At 71.7% G+C, this 14622-nt stretch carries 17 protein-coding genes; 10 read left to right on the top strand and 7 right to left on the bottom strand.

The features are described from left to right. Nucleotides 1–5 precede the first annotated feature (5 nt). Both ACYQ77_RS02110 and ACYQ77_RS02105 read right to left on the bottom strand, forming a co-directional pair. Nucleotides 6–686 (bottom strand): DUF998 domain-containing protein, encoded by a 681-nt coding sequence (locus ACYQ77_RS02110; RefSeq protein WP_459706824.1) that lies wholly within the window; start codon nucleotides 684–686, stop codon nucleotides 6–8. A gap of 74 nt (nucleotides 687–760) precedes the next feature. Further along, entirely contained in the window at nucleotides 761–2104 is a 1344-nt protein-coding gene (locus tag ACYQ77_RS02105) for a PhoH family protein (protein WP_459706822.1), read from the bottom strand. Nucleotides 2105–2694: 590 nt separating this feature from the next. Here ACYQ77_RS02105 and ACYQ77_RS02100 point away from each other — a divergent pair. Continuing rightward, nucleotides 2695–2973 (top strand): hypothetical protein, encoded by a 279-nt coding sequence (locus tag ACYQ77_RS02100; protein ID WP_459706820.1) that lies wholly within the window; start codon nucleotides 2695–2697, stop codon nucleotides 2971–2973. Between the two features lie 53 nt (nucleotides 2974–3026). On the opposite strand, the gene ACYQ77_RS02095 is transcribed toward ACYQ77_RS02100, so the two are convergent. Continuing rightward, nucleotides 3027–3818 carry an isoprenyl transferase gene (locus tag ACYQ77_RS02095; protein WP_459706819.1) on the bottom strand — a complete coding sequence of 264 codons (792 nt, stop codon included), beginning with the start codon at nucleotides 3816–3818 and terminating at the stop codon, nucleotides 3027–3029. 48 nt (nucleotides 3819–3866) lie between these two features. Between ACYQ77_RS02095 and ACYQ77_RS02090 the strand changes: the two genes are divergently transcribed. From ACYQ77_RS02090 to ACYQ77_RS02080, 3 genes are all read left to right on the top strand, one after another. Continuing rightward, nucleotides 3867–4304, top strand: a complete 438-nt coding sequence (locus ACYQ77_RS02090) for a CoA-binding protein (protein WP_459706818.1) — start codon at nucleotides 3867–3869, stop codon at nucleotides 4302–4304. A 67-nt stretch (nucleotides 4305–4371) separates the two neighbouring features. After that, nucleotides 4372–5034, top strand: coding sequence for a PAQR family membrane homeostasis protein TrhA (gene trhA, locus ACYQ77_RS02085; RefSeq protein ID WP_459708107.1), 663 nt, complete (start codon nucleotides 4372–4374; stop codon nucleotides 5032–5034). 38 nt (nucleotides 5035–5072) lie between these two features. Continuing rightward, nucleotides 5073–5603: a pyridoxamine 5'-phosphate oxidase family protein gene (locus ACYQ77_RS02080; RefSeq protein WP_459706816.1), complete on the top strand. Its 531-nt coding sequence runs from the start codon at nucleotides 5073–5075 to the stop codon at nucleotides 5601–5603. On the opposite strand, the gene ACYQ77_RS02075 is transcribed toward ACYQ77_RS02080, so the two are convergent. Next, complete coding sequence (locus ACYQ77_RS02075) at nucleotides 5578–6444, bottom strand: LysR family transcriptional regulator (protein ID WP_459706814.1); 867 nt, start codon at nucleotides 6442–6444, stop codon at nucleotides 5578–5580. The two genes, ACYQ77_RS02080 and ACYQ77_RS02075, sit on opposite strands and share 26 nt — an antisense overlap. Nucleotides 6445–6514: 70 nt before the next feature. On the opposite strand from ACYQ77_RS02075, the gene ACYQ77_RS02070 reads away from it, so the two are divergent. Beyond that, nucleotides 6515–7663 carry an MFS transporter gene (locus tag ACYQ77_RS02070; RefSeq protein ID WP_459706812.1) on the top strand — a complete coding sequence of 383 codons (1149 nt, stop codon included), beginning with the start codon at nucleotides 6515–6517 and terminating at the stop codon, nucleotides 7661–7663. Here ACYQ77_RS02070 and ACYQ77_RS02065 read toward each other — a convergent pair. Beyond that, nucleotides 7637–8239 (bottom strand): hypothetical protein, encoded by a 603-nt coding sequence (locus tag ACYQ77_RS02065; protein WP_459706810.1) that lies wholly within the window; start codon nucleotides 8237–8239, stop codon nucleotides 7637–7639. The two genes, ACYQ77_RS02070 and ACYQ77_RS02065, sit on opposite strands and share 27 nt — an antisense overlap. Before the next feature lie 160 nt (nucleotides 8240–8399). Further along, entirely contained in the window at nucleotides 8400–10406 is a 2007-nt protein-coding gene (locus tag ACYQ77_RS02060) for a thioredoxin domain-containing protein (RefSeq protein ID WP_459706808.1), read from the bottom strand. Between the two features lie 73 nt (nucleotides 10407–10479). Here ACYQ77_RS02060 and ACYQ77_RS02055 point away from each other — a divergent pair, with 73 nt between their 5' ends. The 5 genes from ACYQ77_RS02055 to ACYQ77_RS02035 all read left to right on the top strand — a co-directional run bounded on the left by ACYQ77_RS02055 (nucleotide 10480) and on the right by ACYQ77_RS02035 (nucleotide 14322). Continuing rightward, complete coding sequence (locus ACYQ77_RS02055; RefSeq protein WP_459706806.1) at nucleotides 10480–10845, top strand: hypothetical protein; 366 nt, start codon at nucleotides 10480–10482, stop codon at nucleotides 10843–10845. A gap of 208 nt (nucleotides 10846–11053) precedes the next feature. Further along, a complete protein-coding gene (locus tag ACYQ77_RS02050; RefSeq protein ID WP_459706804.1) occupies nucleotides 11054–11203 on the top strand; it encodes a hypothetical protein in 150 nt (49 codons plus the stop codon). Nucleotides 11204–11261: 58 nt separating this feature from the next. Continuing rightward, the gene (locus ACYQ77_RS02045) at nucleotides 11262–12770 is read left to right on the top strand and encodes a serine hydrolase domain-containing protein (RefSeq protein WP_459706802.1); all 1509 of its coding nucleotides are present in this window, start codon (nucleotides 11262–11264) and stop codon (nucleotides 12768–12770) included. Beyond that, on the top strand, nucleotides 12767–13684 hold the full coding sequence (locus ACYQ77_RS02040; protein WP_459706800.1) for a sensor histidine kinase: 918 nt from the start codon (nucleotides 12767–12769) through the stop codon (nucleotides 13682–13684). Before ACYQ77_RS02045 ends, ACYQ77_RS02040 begins: the two co-directional genes overlap by 4 nt. Further along, entirely contained in the window at nucleotides 13681–14322 is a 642-nt protein-coding gene (locus ACYQ77_RS02035; RefSeq protein WP_459706798.1) for a response regulator, read from the top strand. The genes ACYQ77_RS02040 and ACYQ77_RS02035 overlap by 4 nt, the downstream gene beginning before the upstream one ends. Here ACYQ77_RS02035 and ACYQ77_RS02030 read toward each other — a convergent pair. Next, nucleotides 14319–14615, bottom strand: a complete 297-nt coding sequence (locus ACYQ77_RS02030; RefSeq protein WP_459706796.1) for a hypothetical protein — start codon at nucleotides 14613–14615, stop codon at nucleotides 14319–14321. The genes ACYQ77_RS02035 and ACYQ77_RS02030 overlap by 4 nt on opposite strands. Between the last annotated feature and the right edge of the window lie 7 nt (nucleotides 14616–14622).

Below are 14622 nucleotides of genomic sequence, written 5' to 3'. Positions count from 1 at the left end.
GGGCGTCAGGCTGCCAGCGCGTAGCCGAACTGCGGGCGGGAGACCACCCGGATCAACTGGCCCAGCACCACCAGTTCCGACACGAACAGCAGGCGCTGCAGGAGGCCGCTCATCTCGCCCAGCGCGTCCGGCATCGGGCCCATGTGGCACGTGAGGAAGAGCGCCAGCAGCACCGACGCCACCGTCGCGCCGACGTGCAGTGCGCGCCGTCGCTCCATGCGTCGTGCCACCAGAACCGCGGTGATCGGTACGCAGAAGAACACGACTCCGGCCGCGTAGCGGTGGATCTGGGCGGACAGGGTCAGCGACACGTCGCCGAGATCCGTCGGGAACACGGCTGCCAGGAACAGGCCCAGCAGGGCCAGCCCCAAGGAGAGCTTCGGCAGAACGCCGCGGAGCAAGCCCTTCGCGGCGAGGCCAACGCCCGCCCCGATACCGGCGACGCACATCGCCAGCAGGGCCGCCGGGAACATCCAGCCCGCGCCCGGCACGAACACGTAGTCGGACATCGTCGTGTTCATGGGGTTCATGCGGTCGTACGCGACGACGTTGAGCCCGCCCATGAGCAGCGCGGCGAAAACCAGGCCCACGACACCCAGGAACACACCGATGGGCGCCGGCCGCGGCGTGGGGATCACCACGCCGCGGACCGGCAGCGAACGGGCGGTCAGAGCCAGGTTTGCCATGGCTCAACGGTCTCGTTCCGGCGACCGTCAAACCATCGGGGAAGCTCCCGAATCCGACCGGGGGTTACCCCTACCTAGGCCCCGTGGTCCTCCAGCATCTCCGTCACGAGCGCGGCGATCGGCGAGCGCTCCGACCTGGTCAGCGTGACGTGCGCGAACAGCGGATGCCCCTTCAACTTCTCGATCACCGCGGCCACGCCGTCGTATCTGCCGACCCTCAGGTTGTCGCGCTGGGCGACGTCGTGGGTCAGGACCACCCGCGACCCGGAACCGAGTCGCGAGAGGACCGTCAGCAGCACGTTGCGTTCCAGCGACTGGGCTTCGTCGACGATGACGAACGAGTCGTGCAGTGACCGACCTCTGATGTGGGTCAGCGGCAGCACCTCGAGCATCCCGCGGTCCAGCACCTCGTCGATCACCGGCTGGCTGACCAGCGCGCCGAGCGTGTCGTACACGGCCTGCGCCCACGGCGCCATCTTCTCGCTCTCGGAACCCGGCAGGTACCCGAGGTCCTGGCCGCCGACCGCGTACACCGGACGGAACACCACGACCTTGCGGTGGAGGTTGCGTTCCATCACGGCCTCCAGGCCCGCGCACAACGCGAGCGCCGACTTGCCGGTGCCCGCGCGGCCGCCGAGCGAGATGATGCCCACCTCCGGGTCGAGCAGCAGGTCGAGCGCGACCCGCTGCTCGGCGGAACGTCCGTGCAGGCCGAACGCCTCACGGTCGCCCCGCACGAGCTGCACCTGCTTGTCCTTCGTGACGCGGCCCAGCGCGCTCTGCGAACCCGACAGCAACCGCAGGCCGGTGTTCGTCGGGAAGTCGGCCGGGCTCGTCACGCCGAAGTCGGCCAGCTCGGCGACGCCGTCGCGGTAGAGCATGTCGAGCGTCTCCGCCGCGACCTCGAGGTCCACCATCCCGGTCCAGCCGGACGGGGTGACCTCGTGGGCGCGGTACTCGTCGACGTCGAGGCCCACCGACGCCGCCTTGATCCGCAGCGGCATGTCCTTTGTGATGAGCGCCACACCCGGGGTGTGCGCGGCCATGTTGAGCGCACACGCGAGGATCCGGGCGTCGTTGGTGTCGGTGCGGAACCCGGACGGGAGAACCGTCGGGTCGGAGTGGTTCAGCTCGACGTGCAGCGTGCCGCCCGCCGTCCCCACCGGGACGGGCGAGTCGAGCCGACCGTGGCGTTTCCGCAGGTCATCGAGTATCCGAAGGGCCTCTCGCGCGAACCAGCCAAGCTCCGGGTGATGACGTTTGCCCTCCAACTCGTTGATGACCACCAGCGGCAGGACGACCGCGTGCTCGTCGAACCGGGACATCGCCCAGGGGTCCGAGAGCAGCACGGAGGTGTCGAGGACGTACGTCCGGCGCTGGTCGCCAGGGTCAGGGGAAGAGGAATGCGAAGCAGTCACGGCAACTCCTCGGCGAACGCGCACCGACGTCCGCGTGTTCCTCGAAGGGCCGGGCACCTCCCTGACCAGGCGAAACGTCTGCGCCGGAGCGTCAGCCGCACCGCCCACGAGGGCCGGGTGCCGGCCCCCTCGCGATCGTTGCCGTCACGACCAGGGCCTCCCGGGACGGACCGCGTGGGCACGACCCGTCACTTTGGACGCTACCCGTGGATCGCCTTCTCGGACAGGCAGCCACGCAGGTGATTTTCGTTTCGTGACCGAGACGCGAGATCCACGCGAATGCCGCTTGCGCCGGATGACCCGACTACCCGGCGTGATCAACATCCTCGTTCGGATCATCAGCCGCCCGGGCGACACCGAGCGGCCCGCAAGCCTGCTACCAGGGACAAGTCACCAGCAGGTGATCACAGAGCGACCGCGAAGTAATCAGTCTGAGAACCAGAAATGGTGAATATTTCGGTTCTTGTAACACGATGGAGTATTCCGTGACGCGAATCGCGGAAAACACCGATAGCTTTGTGCCGACGGAGTGCAAAGAACGGACCCCGTGAAGTTTCCCGATACCCCCCAATGTTGAAGGAGATGGAAACGTGCTGAAGAAGGTTGGCGTTGTCGCCGCAGCCGCTGTCGGCCTCTCGATGATCGCTCCGGCGTTCGCCAGCGCGGCCCCGGTGGCGCAGCGTGACATGAGCGACCTGCCCGGCCTGGTGGAGGAGGGCTCGTACCCGACGTTCGGGGACGCCTACAACACCTTCATCATCGGCGGTGGCGCCCTCGGCTACGGTGCCGCCTCCCTCGTGGCCGGCGCCTACACCGGTATCGCCACGACCCCCGCGCTGATCGCGCACTCGTTCTGCGACGGGTGCTGAGCAGACGACAAAAACAACGGAGGCCCCGCTTTTCCGGGGCCTCCGTTGTTGTGTTATGAGCCGAATCGCCGGTGCCGAATGGCGTAGTCGCGCAGTGCGCGCAGGAAGTCGGTTCGCCGGAAGTCGGGCCAGTACGCCTCGCAGAACCAGAACTCCGAGTGCGCCGACTGCCACAACAGGAAACCGGAGAGCCGCTGCTCCCCGGACGTGCGGATCACCAGGTCCGGGTCGGGCTGCCCGGACGTGTACAGGTGCTCGGCGATGTGGTCGACGTCGAGGACCTCGACCAGCTCCTCGATCGTCTTCCCGGCCTCGGCCTGGCTCTGGAGCAGCTTGCGCACGGCGTCGGCGATCTCCCGGCGGCCGCCGTAGCCGACCGCGATGTTGACCTCCATGCCGGTGCGGCCCTCGGTGCGCCGCGCGGCGGCCGACAGCCGGGCCGCGGTCTCGTCCGGCAGCACGTCCAGCGCGCCGATGATCCGCAGCCGCCACGGCTGGTCCGGCTCGGCCAGCTCGTCCACCACACCCTCGATGACCTGCAGCAACGGCTTCAGCTCGGACTCCGGCCGCATGACGTTGTCGGTGGACAGCAGCCAGAGGGTGACCAGTTCGACCTCGGCTTCGCGGCACCAGCTGAGCAGGTCGGCGATGCGTTTCGCGCCGGCGATGTGACCGTGCTTGACGTCGGTGAACCCGGCCTCGCGCGCCCATCGTCTGTTGCCGTCGAGCACGACCCCGACATGCCGGGGGTGGCGGCCCGCGGCCTGCTGGATGAGCCGCTTGTCGTAGAGACCGTAAACGAGCTTCGCGGCTTTCTTGCGGAATCTCCGCCAGGCTGGTGTCACGTCCCTGCAGGGTACGCCGGTCCCCTGACGGTGGAGCACACTGGAAGCATGCGGCGAACGGAGATCGACCAGCGCTGGCAGGACCTCGCGGTGATCGAGCGGCTGGTGCACGAGTCACGGACCGTCGCGGTCGTGGGGCTCAGCGCCGACGCGGCACGGCCCAGCTTCGGCATCGCCAGGTACCTGGTGCGTGCCGGGCTGACCGTGTTCCCGGTGAACCCGGGCCTGACGTCGTGGCAGGGCCTGACCGCGTACTCCTCGCTCGCCGAGGTGCCGGAGCACATCGACATCGTGGACGTGTTCCGGCGCCCGGAGCACGTGCCCGCGATCGCACGGCAGGCGGTCGACGTGGGCGCAGGCGCGCTGTGGCTGCAACTGGGCGTGATCTCCCCGGAGGGCGCCGCGATCGCCGCCGACGGTGGCCTGGACGTGGTCATGGACCGCTGCCTCGCGGTCGAGCACCGCGAGGTCGTCGGCTGGTCGTGACCCGTTTCACAGCATTCCCGAAGCAGAACCTACGGTCCCGTAACCTGATGACGTGCCTGCCGCGACGATGAACCAACCCCCAGCACAGCACACGAAACCGCGCATGCGCGGCGTGATCCACTACTGGTCCTTCTGGGTGTCCCTGGTCCTCGGCGCCACCCTGATCTCGGTGTCCGCCGCGACGGTGTCCGCCACCGCGGCCGTCGCAACGTCGGTGTACGGCGTGACCGTGCTGGGCCTGTTCGGCGTGAGCGCGCTCTACCACCGGCGCTGGTGGGTGAGCCTGCGCGTGCGCGCGTGGATGAAGCGCCTCGACCACTCCATGATCTTCCTGTTCATCGCGGGCACCTACACGCCGTTCTCCCTGCTGGCCATGCCGAAGCCCACGGGGTACGTGGTGCTGTCGGTCGTGTGGGGCGGCGCGTTGCTGGGCGTGGCGCTGAAGCTGCTGTGGCCGCACGCGCCGAGGTGGCTGGGCACGCCCATCTACATCGCGCTGGGCTGGGTCGCGGTGTTCGTACTGCCCGAGCTGCTGGCGAACGCCGGCGTGGCCTCGTTCGTGCTACTGCTGGTCGGCGGCGCCTTCTACACACTGGGCGCGGTCTTCTACGCCACCCGCTGGCCCAACCCGTGGCCCACGATCTTCGGCCACCACGAGTTCTTCCACGCGGCGACCGTCCTGGCCGCGCTGTCGCACTACGTCGCGATCTGGCTCGCCATTTTCGCGTAGGTGTGTCGAGGACTGGGCGGCTCGTTCGACGCACAGGCATGACTGACACCAGGAAAGAGCCGGTTTCGACCACCAACCTCGACCAGTACGGGTCTGCTGAGCTGCCATGGAGCCGGGCGCGTGACGTGCTCGTCGCCGACTCGGCCGGTGCCGATCTGACGTTCTTCGTCGGCACTGTGCGGCCTGATGGGCGGCCCCATTCCGCCGGCGTGGGGGCGATCTGGGTCGACGACGCGCTGTACTTCGTGAGTGGGCCCGGTACGCGGCGTGCCCGGAACCTTGCCGTGAACCCCGCGTGCACCGTTTCTGTGCGGTTGCGGGGTGTCGACCTCGTGATGGAAGGCGAAGCCCACCGGGTCACCGATCCGGGGACCCTGGAGCGGGTCGCTGCCGCGTACCGGACCGCGGGCTGGCCTGCTTCTGTCGAGGGGGACGCCCTCACCGCACCCTTCACCGCGCCCAGTGCTGGGCCGCCGCCGTGGCACCTGCACCGGCTCACGTTGCGTACCGCGTTCGGGGTTGCCAGTGCCGAGCCGCACGGGGCTACCCGGTGGGACTTCGCGCACTGACGAGCGCGGTGAACGCTCGCACTGACGGGCGTCGGGCGCGTTCTTTCGTCGTGGCGATGTAGAGCGGCCAGCGCAGGTCTTCCACCTGCCGCTTGTGCACGGTCTCCGGGATCGGGATGCCGGTCGGCACGAAACCGATGCCGAGGCCCGCCGCGACGAACGCCGGCACCCAGCTCGAGTCCGCCACTTCGAGGGCCACCTCCCTGGTGAGGCCCGCTGCCGTGAACGCCGCGTCGACGATGGTGCGGTTGCCGAAGCCCTCCGGGCCGTCGATCCACGTCTCCTGCGCAAGGTCGGGCAGGGACACGTCGCCCGTGGTCATGGGGTGGCCTGGTGGGAGCAGCAGGTACATGGGCTCGTGCGTGATCAACGTGAGCGCGAGGTCCGGCGTGGCCGGGGTGGACAGGAACGCCACGTCGAGGCGCCCTGTCCGCAGCTCCTCAGCCAGGCCCGCCGAGCCCCTCGGCAGCACCTTCACGTGCACGCGGACGTTCGGGTGCGCCGCGCGGTAGCTCGCCAGCACCCCGGGCAGGTCCACCCCGCCGAGCGCCGACATCACGCCGACGTGCAGGTCGCCGGCGACCTCGGTGCGGACCACCTCGGCGGCCGTCGCCGCGAGGTCCAGCATGCGGCGCGCTTCCGGGATCAGCCGGCGGCCCGCGTCGGTCAATGCCGGGCGGCCCGGGCCGCGGTCGAACAGGGTGACCTTCAGCGACCGTTCCAGCGCCTTGATCGTGCTGCTCACCGCGGACTGGACCACGCGCAGCCGGGTCGCGGCCGCCGTGAACGTGCCCTCGTCGACCACCGCGAGGAAGCACTCCAGTTGTCGTAGCTCCACCATCTCGATAGTAGATGGCTTTCATCGGAAATCATCGCTTTTCAGGATGGCCGTCCGGGCACACGCTGGTGTCATGAAGTCCGGGTTCTGGATCGTCGCGGCCACGTTCCTCGTCGCGATGGCCTTCTCCACCGTGCCGACGCCGCTCTGGCCGCTCTACCAGGCCGCCGACGGGTTCCCCACGTCGATGGTCACCGTCGCGTTCTCCGCCTACGCCGTCGGGGTGCTGATCAGCCTCTTCCTCGCCGGGCACGTCTCCGACTGGGTCGGGCGGCGGCGGGTGCTGCTGCCGGGCGTGCTGCTCGAAGTGCTCGCCGCCGCGGTGTTCCTCGCCGGGCACTCGCTGCCGTTGCTGATCGTGGCGCGGGTGGTCTGCGGGCTCGGGATCGGGCTCATCACCGCGACCGCCACCGCGCACCTCGCCGACCTGGCGCCCGGGTCGCGCCGGGCCGCGCACGTCGCCACCGCTGCGAACCTCGGTGGGCTCGGCGTCGGGCCGCTCGTGTCGGGGTTCTTCGCGCAGTACGTCGACGGGCCGCTGACCACCGTGTACGCCGTCTTCCTCGCGCTGCTGGTGGTGTGCGCGTTCGCGCTCATGCTGGTACCCGAGACCGTGACGGCGACGCCGAGGCGGTACCGGCCGCAGCGGGTGTCCGTGCCCCGCGAACACCGGCGACGCTACGCCGTGGCGGCGGCCGGGGCGTTCACCGCGTTCGCCCTGTTCGGGTTGTTCACGTCGCTGACGCCGAAGCTCCTCACCGCGAGCGTCGGCACCACGTCGGCGGTGCTCGCGGGAGCCGTGTCGTGCGTCGTGTTCGTCGCCGGGGTGCTCACGCAGTTGTGGTCCGGGCGGCTGGAACTCGAGCGGCAACTCACCTTCGGGGTGGCGGCACTCGTCGCGGGGGTGGCCGTCCTGGCGGTCGCCGGCGTCGCGGGCTCGCTGCCGCTGTTCGTGGCCGCGGGGGCGCTCGCCGGGGCCGGCGCCGGTCTGGTGTTCAAGGGCGCCATGGGGTCGGCGGCCCGGATGGCCGCGCCGACCGCGCGCGGCGAGGCGGCGGCGGGGATCTTCCTCGCCGGGTACCTCGGGCTGACCGTGCCGGTGCTCGGGCTGGGCGCGGCCGCCCGGTGGGTGTCGCTCACCACCGGGCTGACCGCGTTCTGCCTGGTGATCCTGGTCGTGCTGACCGGGGTCGGGCTACAGCTCCGGGCCCTTCGCGCGTAGGTCGTCGACCTTCGACATCGCGTCGCGCAGCTCGGTCAGCCACTCCTCGGCGTGCTCGCCGACGAGCCGGACCGCCCAGGCGAGCGCCTCGGACCGGGACCGCGCGACGCCCGCGTCGACCAGCGTGTCGAGGACGAGCCGCTCCTCCTGCCGCAGCCGGGTCATCACCGGCACGGACAGGGTGGTGAACAGCTCCTCCGTGCTGCCGAGCTTCGCGCCCCACGCGACCTTGCGGCCGTAGCGGTGCTCGGCCTGGCGCGCGATCTCGATGCGCTCCTCGCGGGTGTCCTCGCGGAACCGGCTGATCCGGCCGGACTCGGCGGCCGCGCGGGCCGCGTCGTCGGCGAACTCGCCCTCCAGCGGCGGCAGCGTGCCGACCACCGTGATCTCCTCGCGGTCGACGACCACGACCGGCGACTCGGTGAACCACGCGTCCGGCAGCCTGCCCGCGAACCACGCCGACGCGTCCTCCGCCGACGGCAGGTCCGCCTGCTGCCAGCCGCCCCGGCCGCGACCGCGGCCACCGGGACCGCCCCAGCCACGTCCCGGACCCCAGCGGTGTCCTCTCGGTCCCATGTCACACCTCCTGCTTACATGATTACATCGATACCGAGCTTACGGAAGCACGGCTGAGAGGCGGCACAGGTTCGCTGCGGGCGGAAGTGGGCGCACGAAACCGACAACTCGGTGTGCGTGAGAGCGCGACTCGCGCTGTTTGGGAGGGGGACTCGCGGGGTTACGTCAGGGACTTGGTCAGGTCGGCTACTGCGGTGACCGGGCGGTCGCAGACGTAGCCGTGGCAGACGTAGGCCGCTGCCTGGTGGTCCACCAGGGGGCGGTCGCGCAGCAGCGGGGTCTGGTCGGGTTCGCCCGCCTGGATGACCGAGCCGCCCGGGGCGTGGTGCAGGGCGGTTTCGAGGAGGGCGGCCCGGCACGCGTCGTCCGCCGGGCCCACGATCGCGATCTGCAGCGGGCCCCGGGCCAGTGCTTCCGCCACGGACAGCCAGTTGCCCGCGAAGCGCGGGGCGCGCGCCGCGAGCTGACCCGCTCGGGCCACCGCCTCCTCCGCCGCGGTGCGGTAGCGCGCCGCGTCCGCCGGGCCCACCAGCGACGATGCGGTGAGGAGTGCACCAGCGAGCGCCGACGCGCCGGACGGGCTCGCGTTGTCGCTCGGGTCGGCCGGGCGCCACACCAGCGCGTCCGCGTCGTCGGCCGTGTCGTGGTAGGCGCCCGGGGCCTCCGGGTCGGCGAAGTGCGCCAGCGCCGTGTCCAGCAGCGACACCGCCGCGGTCAGCCAGCGCTCCTCGGCCGTCACCTGGTGCAGGGTCAGCAGGGCGTCCGCCAAGCAAGCGTGGTCCTCGAGGACACCCGCCGCCGCGCCGACGACCCCGTCACGGGAGGCGCGGCGGAGCCTGCCGTCGACCACGTGGGTGGACAGCACGAACTCGGCCGCCGCCACCGCCGCGGCCAGCCAGCGCGGCACGTCGAACGCGGCGCCCGCCGCGGCCAGGGCGCCGATGGCCAGGCCGTTCCACGCGGTGATCACCTTGTCGTCGCGGGCGGGCTGCGGGCGGGCCATGCGGGCGTCGAGGAGTTTGCGGCACACCTCGTGGAAGCGTTCGTCGTCGTCCGGCTCCGACAGCAGGCGCAGGGTGGACGTGCCGTGTTCGAACGTGCCGTCGACGGTCACCCCGAACAGGGCCGCCGCCCACGCGCCGTCCTCCGCGCCCAGCACCTCGGTGAGCTGGGCCGGTGTCCACGCGTAGGTCAGGCCCTCGACGCCGTCGGTGTCCGCGTCCAGGGACGCGGCGAAGCCGCCCTGGTCGGTGCGCAGCCGGTGCAGCAGGAAGTCCGCGGTCTGCTGGGCGACGACGCGGTACCGGGCGGTGCCGGTGCGCAGCGCGAGCCTGGTGTACAGGCGCAGCAGCAAACCGTTGTCGTACAACATCTTCTCGAAGTGGGGCACCACCCAGCCCGCGTCGACGCTGTAGCGGGCGAAGCCGCCGTCGAGCTGGTCGTAGATGCCGCCCGCGGCCATGGCCTTCGCCGTGCCCTCCACAATGGACAGCGCCTCGACCGAGCCGGTGCGTTCGTGGTGGCGCAGCAGGAACTCCAGCACCATCGACGGCGGGAACTTCGGCGACGTGCCGAAGCCGCCGTTGCGGCGGTCGTACTCGGCCAGCATCGCCGCGGCCGACGACGCGAGCACCTCGTCGTCCACTGTGGACGCCGGGAGGGCCGCGGTCTGCCTGCGCAGCTCCGCGACGATCCGGCCGCCCGCGTCCCGCACCTCCGCGTCGCGGGTCTGCCACGCCTCACCCACCGCGACGAGCAGCTGCCGGAACGACGGCATGCCGGGCCGCGGCGCGGGCGGGTAGTAGGTGCCGCAGTGGAACGGCTCGCCGTCCGGGGTGAGGAAGCACGTCATGGGCCAGCCGCCCTGGCCGGTCATGGCCTGCGTCGCGGTCATGTACACCGCGTCCACGTCCGGGCGCTCCTCGCGGTCCACCTTGATGTTGACGAAGTTCTCGTTCATGACCGCGGCCGTCTCCGGGTCCTCGAACGACTCGTGCGCCATCACGTGGCACCAGTGGCAGGCGGCGTACCCGACCGACAGCAGGACCGGCACGTCCCGCCGCCGCGCTTCCTCGAACGCCTCGGCCGACCAGGGCCACCAGTCGACCGGGTTGTCCGCGTGCTGCAGCAGGTACGGGCTCGTCGCGTGCGCCAGCCGGTTCGCCATGCACTCAGCCTGTCAGACGAACCGCCGTACCGCCGTCTTGCCCTGGTTTCCCCGGCGGAGGGAGTCTCGATGCATGCGCAGACGCAGCCTGGTACTCACCGCCGCGATCGTGCTCACCACGGCCGGCATCACCGTGCCGTTCCGGCAGTCCGCCGCCACCGCCGGGATCGACCCCGCCGCCGTCGAGCTGACGCTCGCCGCCGGTGCGAGCGCGACGTTCGCCGCGCACCTCACCACGCCCGTGATCGCACCGGCGCCGGACATCGTGTTCCTCGCCGACACGACCGGCAGCATGGACCCGGCGCTCGCGAACGTGCGCAACAACCTGCCCGCCATCATGGCGGAGGTCCGTGCGGCACAACCGGACGCGCGGTTCGGGGTCGCCGAGTACAAGGAGCAGGTCGACGGGCCGCGCGTGTTCCGCGTCAACGCCCCCTGACCGGCGCGGACGGCGCGGTCGTCGACGGCGCGCAGCAGTGGCTCCACGACGTCGGCGGCGGCGGGCGGCCGCAGACCGACTTCATCGACGCGCACTTCCAGCTCGCGACCGGCGCGGTCGCGTACCGGCCGGCCGGCACGCGGGTGATCGCGTGGTTCGGCGATGCCCGGTCCAACGACCCGGCCTGGGACACACCCTCGGCGACGCGGTGAACACGTTGCGCGCCAACGGGATCCGGGTCGTCGCGGTGCCCGTCACCGGCACGTCCGCGCCCGGCCTGGACGAACGCGGGCAGGCCACGACGATCACCGGCGAATCGTCGGTCGGCGTGACCGGGAACCCCTGCCGATCGTCGTAGTCGATCGTGGCCGGTCGGCAGATCCGCCGCTGACCTGCGGATTCGTACCGTTCCCGGCATGAAGTCACTGGTGGTGGGGCTGGTGCTGGCGGTCACGCCGGCACCAGCCCCCGTCGATGGTTATCTCGCCGACGCGCTCGCGGCGACCGGCCTGCCCGGGGTGTCGGTGGTCGTCACCCACGGCGACCGGGTCGTGCACGCGACCGGCGCCGGGCACGACTCGGCCGGCCGGCCCGTCACGGCGGACACGCCGATGCGGGTGGCGTCGGTGAGCAAGTCGTTCACGGCGGCGGGCGTGCTGACGCTCGTCGAGGACGGGCGGCTGTCGCTCGACGCCCCTGTCCGGCGGTGGCTGCCGACCGTGCCGGACGGCGTGACGGTTCGGCACCTGCTGAACCAGACGTCGGGGCTCGCCGACTCGACGGTGAACATCGGCGAGCTGGAGTCGGCGCGCACGCTCGCCGAGTACGCCGACCGGTTCGAGGCGACGCTCGCGGCGCCGCCGGGCACGAGGTGGTCGTACTGCAACGCGAACTACGACCTGGCGGCGCGGCTGGCGGAGGTCGTGTCAGGGCAGCCGTTCGACGAGTTCATGGCGTCGGCGGTGTTCGCACCGCTGGGCATGCACGACACGTCGGTCGGCGGCGCGGCGGCCGACGGGTACAACTCGCTGTTCGGCGTGTGGTTCTCGCGGCCGGAGCTCGATGGCGGGCCCGCGGTGAACGGGTCGGGCGGGGTGGTGACGACGGCGGCCGACATGGGGCGGTGGCTGGTCGCGCAGAACGGGCACGGGCCGTTCCCGGCGTCGTTGCCGCGGACCATGCAGGAACCGTCGGCCGTGGACGACTACGGCATGGGCTGGGCGCCCGACGGCGAGCTGCTCGTGCACAGCGGGAACCTGTGGACGTACAACGCGGTGCAGGCCATCGACCCGGCGACGGGGTACGGGTACGCGGTGATGACCAACGGGGCCGGCTTGTACGACGACACGCGGGACATCCTGGACGGGTTGGTGGCGCTCACGCGTGGGGAGTCGCCCGCGGTGCCGGGCGGGGGCAGGCAGACGTTCGAGTGGGTGCTGGCCGGGGTGGGCCTGGTCGCGCTCGCGCTGGGCGCCCTCGGCGTGGCCCGCGCACGCCGGTGGACGGTGAAACGCCTGGCGAAGCACCCGCGCAAATCCCGAGAAGAACCGGACAAAAACGCCGAAAGCCCCACCCTCAGTACGCACCTGGACCCCCACCCATTCCCGGGGGCCACCCGCCATGCCAGTCTACCGGGGGGTACCGACAATTCCAGGGCGTCGCGCGGATCTGTGGACAACCGGTGGGGCTGTGGACAACGTGGGTGGTGGGTGTGGACCTGCCTGCGGTTGGTGCCCTCCCTGCTCCCCGTGCTGGTGCTCGCGTGCTACCCGCAGGTGGTGTCGTTCATCAGTGCCGGGCGGACGGTGTTGTGGGCGCAGCTCTTCTACTTCGCGCTGCCGTTGACCGTGGTCGTCGCCGTCTGCGCCCTGGCCGGGTTCGCGGTCTTCGTGGCGCGGGTGTGGCGGCTAAGGTCGGCCTGGTGAGGCTCGGGGTGCTCGCCGTCCTCGGGCTGGTCGGCGGGCTGGACGTGGACAGCATGCCGGTGTGGCGGGTCGCCGCCTACCTGGTGCTCGGCGTCCTCGCGTACCTGCACGGGCGGCACGTCGACCAGCGCTTCGCCTGGTGGATCCTCGGCGGCGCCGCGCTCGCCGGGTGCGGGGTCGCGGTGGTCGTGAGCGTCCCCGAAGGTGTCTCCACCCTGCTGATCCTCGGCGTGGTCGTCGTGCTGCCGTGGCTCGCCGGGCGGTACCGGCGGCAGCAGGCGCTGCTCGTCGTCGCCGAGCGGGAGCGGGTGCGCCAGCTCGAACGCGAGCAGGAGCACGTCGCCGAGCGGGCGCGGCTCGCCGAACGCGGGCGGGTCGCCGCCGACCTGCACGACTCGCTCGGGCACGAGCTGGCGCTCATCGCGCTGCGGGCGGGTGCGCTGGAGCTCTCGCCCGCGCTGACCGACGAGCACCGGCAGGTCGCCGGCGAGCTGCGCGCGCTCGCCGTCGGCGCCACCGACCGGCTCCGGCAGACCATCGCGATGCTCCGCGACCGCGACGACGCGCCACCCGTCGCCGAGACCGTCGAGCGGGCCAGGGCCGCGGGCATGACCGTGCACGTCCACGGGCTCGCGCCCCTGCCCGACCTCGTCGACCAGGCGGTCCGCCGGGTCGTCCGCGAGGCGCTCACCAACGCCGCCCGGCACGCGCCCGGCGCACCCGTCACGATCGCGCTCGACGTCACCGCGCACACCGCGCGGCTCACCGTGTCCAACCCCGCCGAGGCGGTCGCGAGCACCGGCGGCAGCGGGCTCGTCGGGCTGGCGGAGCGGCTGCGGCTGCTGGGCGGGCACCTCGGCACCGCGGCCGGCGACGGCCGCTTCGACCTCACCGCGGAGGTGCCGCTCACGTGATCCGGGTCCTGCTCGCCGACGACGAGGCCATGATCCGCGCCGGGCTGAAGGCGATCCTCGCCACCGACCCCGGCATCACCGTCGTCGCGGAGGCGGCCGACGGGCGGGCGGCGGTCGAGCTGGCGCACGCGCACCAGCCCGACGTCGTGCTCATGGACATCCGCATGCCGCGGCTCGACGGGCTCGCCGCCGCGGCCGAGCTGGCGGGCACCGTGCCCGTCGTGATGCTGACGACGTTCGACGAGGACGCCTACGTCGCGCGGGCGCTCGCCGACGGGGCCAGCGGGTTCCTGCTCAAGGCCGCCGACCCGCGTGAGCTGCTGATCGCGGTGCGGGCCGTCGCGGACGGGGCCGCATACCTGTCCCCGAGGGTGGCGCACCGGGTCATCGCCGGGCTGCGCACCAGCGAGCTGACCAGGCCCGCGGCCGCCAGGAAGAAGGTCGACGCGCTCACGCCGAGGGAGCGGGACGTGCTCACGCTCGTCGGGCGCGGCCTGTCGAACCAGGAGATCGCCCGCGAGCTGCACCTGGCGGAGGGGACCGTGAAGGCCCACCTGTCGTCGATCCTGCGTGGCCTGGACGTGCAGAACCGCGTCCAGGCCGCCATCACCGCCTACGAGGCGGGGATGACGGACTAGCTCTTCTTGTCCTCGGCGGGTGCGTCCACCGGCTGCTCGGACTTCGCCTCGGCCGTGTCGGCCGGGTCGGCGGCCGCGGCCGGCTCCTGCTCCTTGTCGAACGACGCGGGCACCCGCTTGAGGTGCTTGGTCATCGACCGGACCAGGAACGCGACGGCGATGAAGAACAGCAGCAGCACCAGCAGGCCGACCGGCGACGACTTGCCGAAGTCCGCGCCCCGCCCACCCGGCTCGTTCTGCTCGGAGGGCTGGGACGCGACCTCGACGACCGCGACCGTCTGCCAGTCGGCCATGTCCGGC

The organism is Actinophytocola sp. KF-1, from assembly GCF_054661535.1.
The sequence above is the reverse complement of the archived record's forward strand: the minus strand, read 5'-3'. Positions and strand labels throughout refer to the sequence as shown.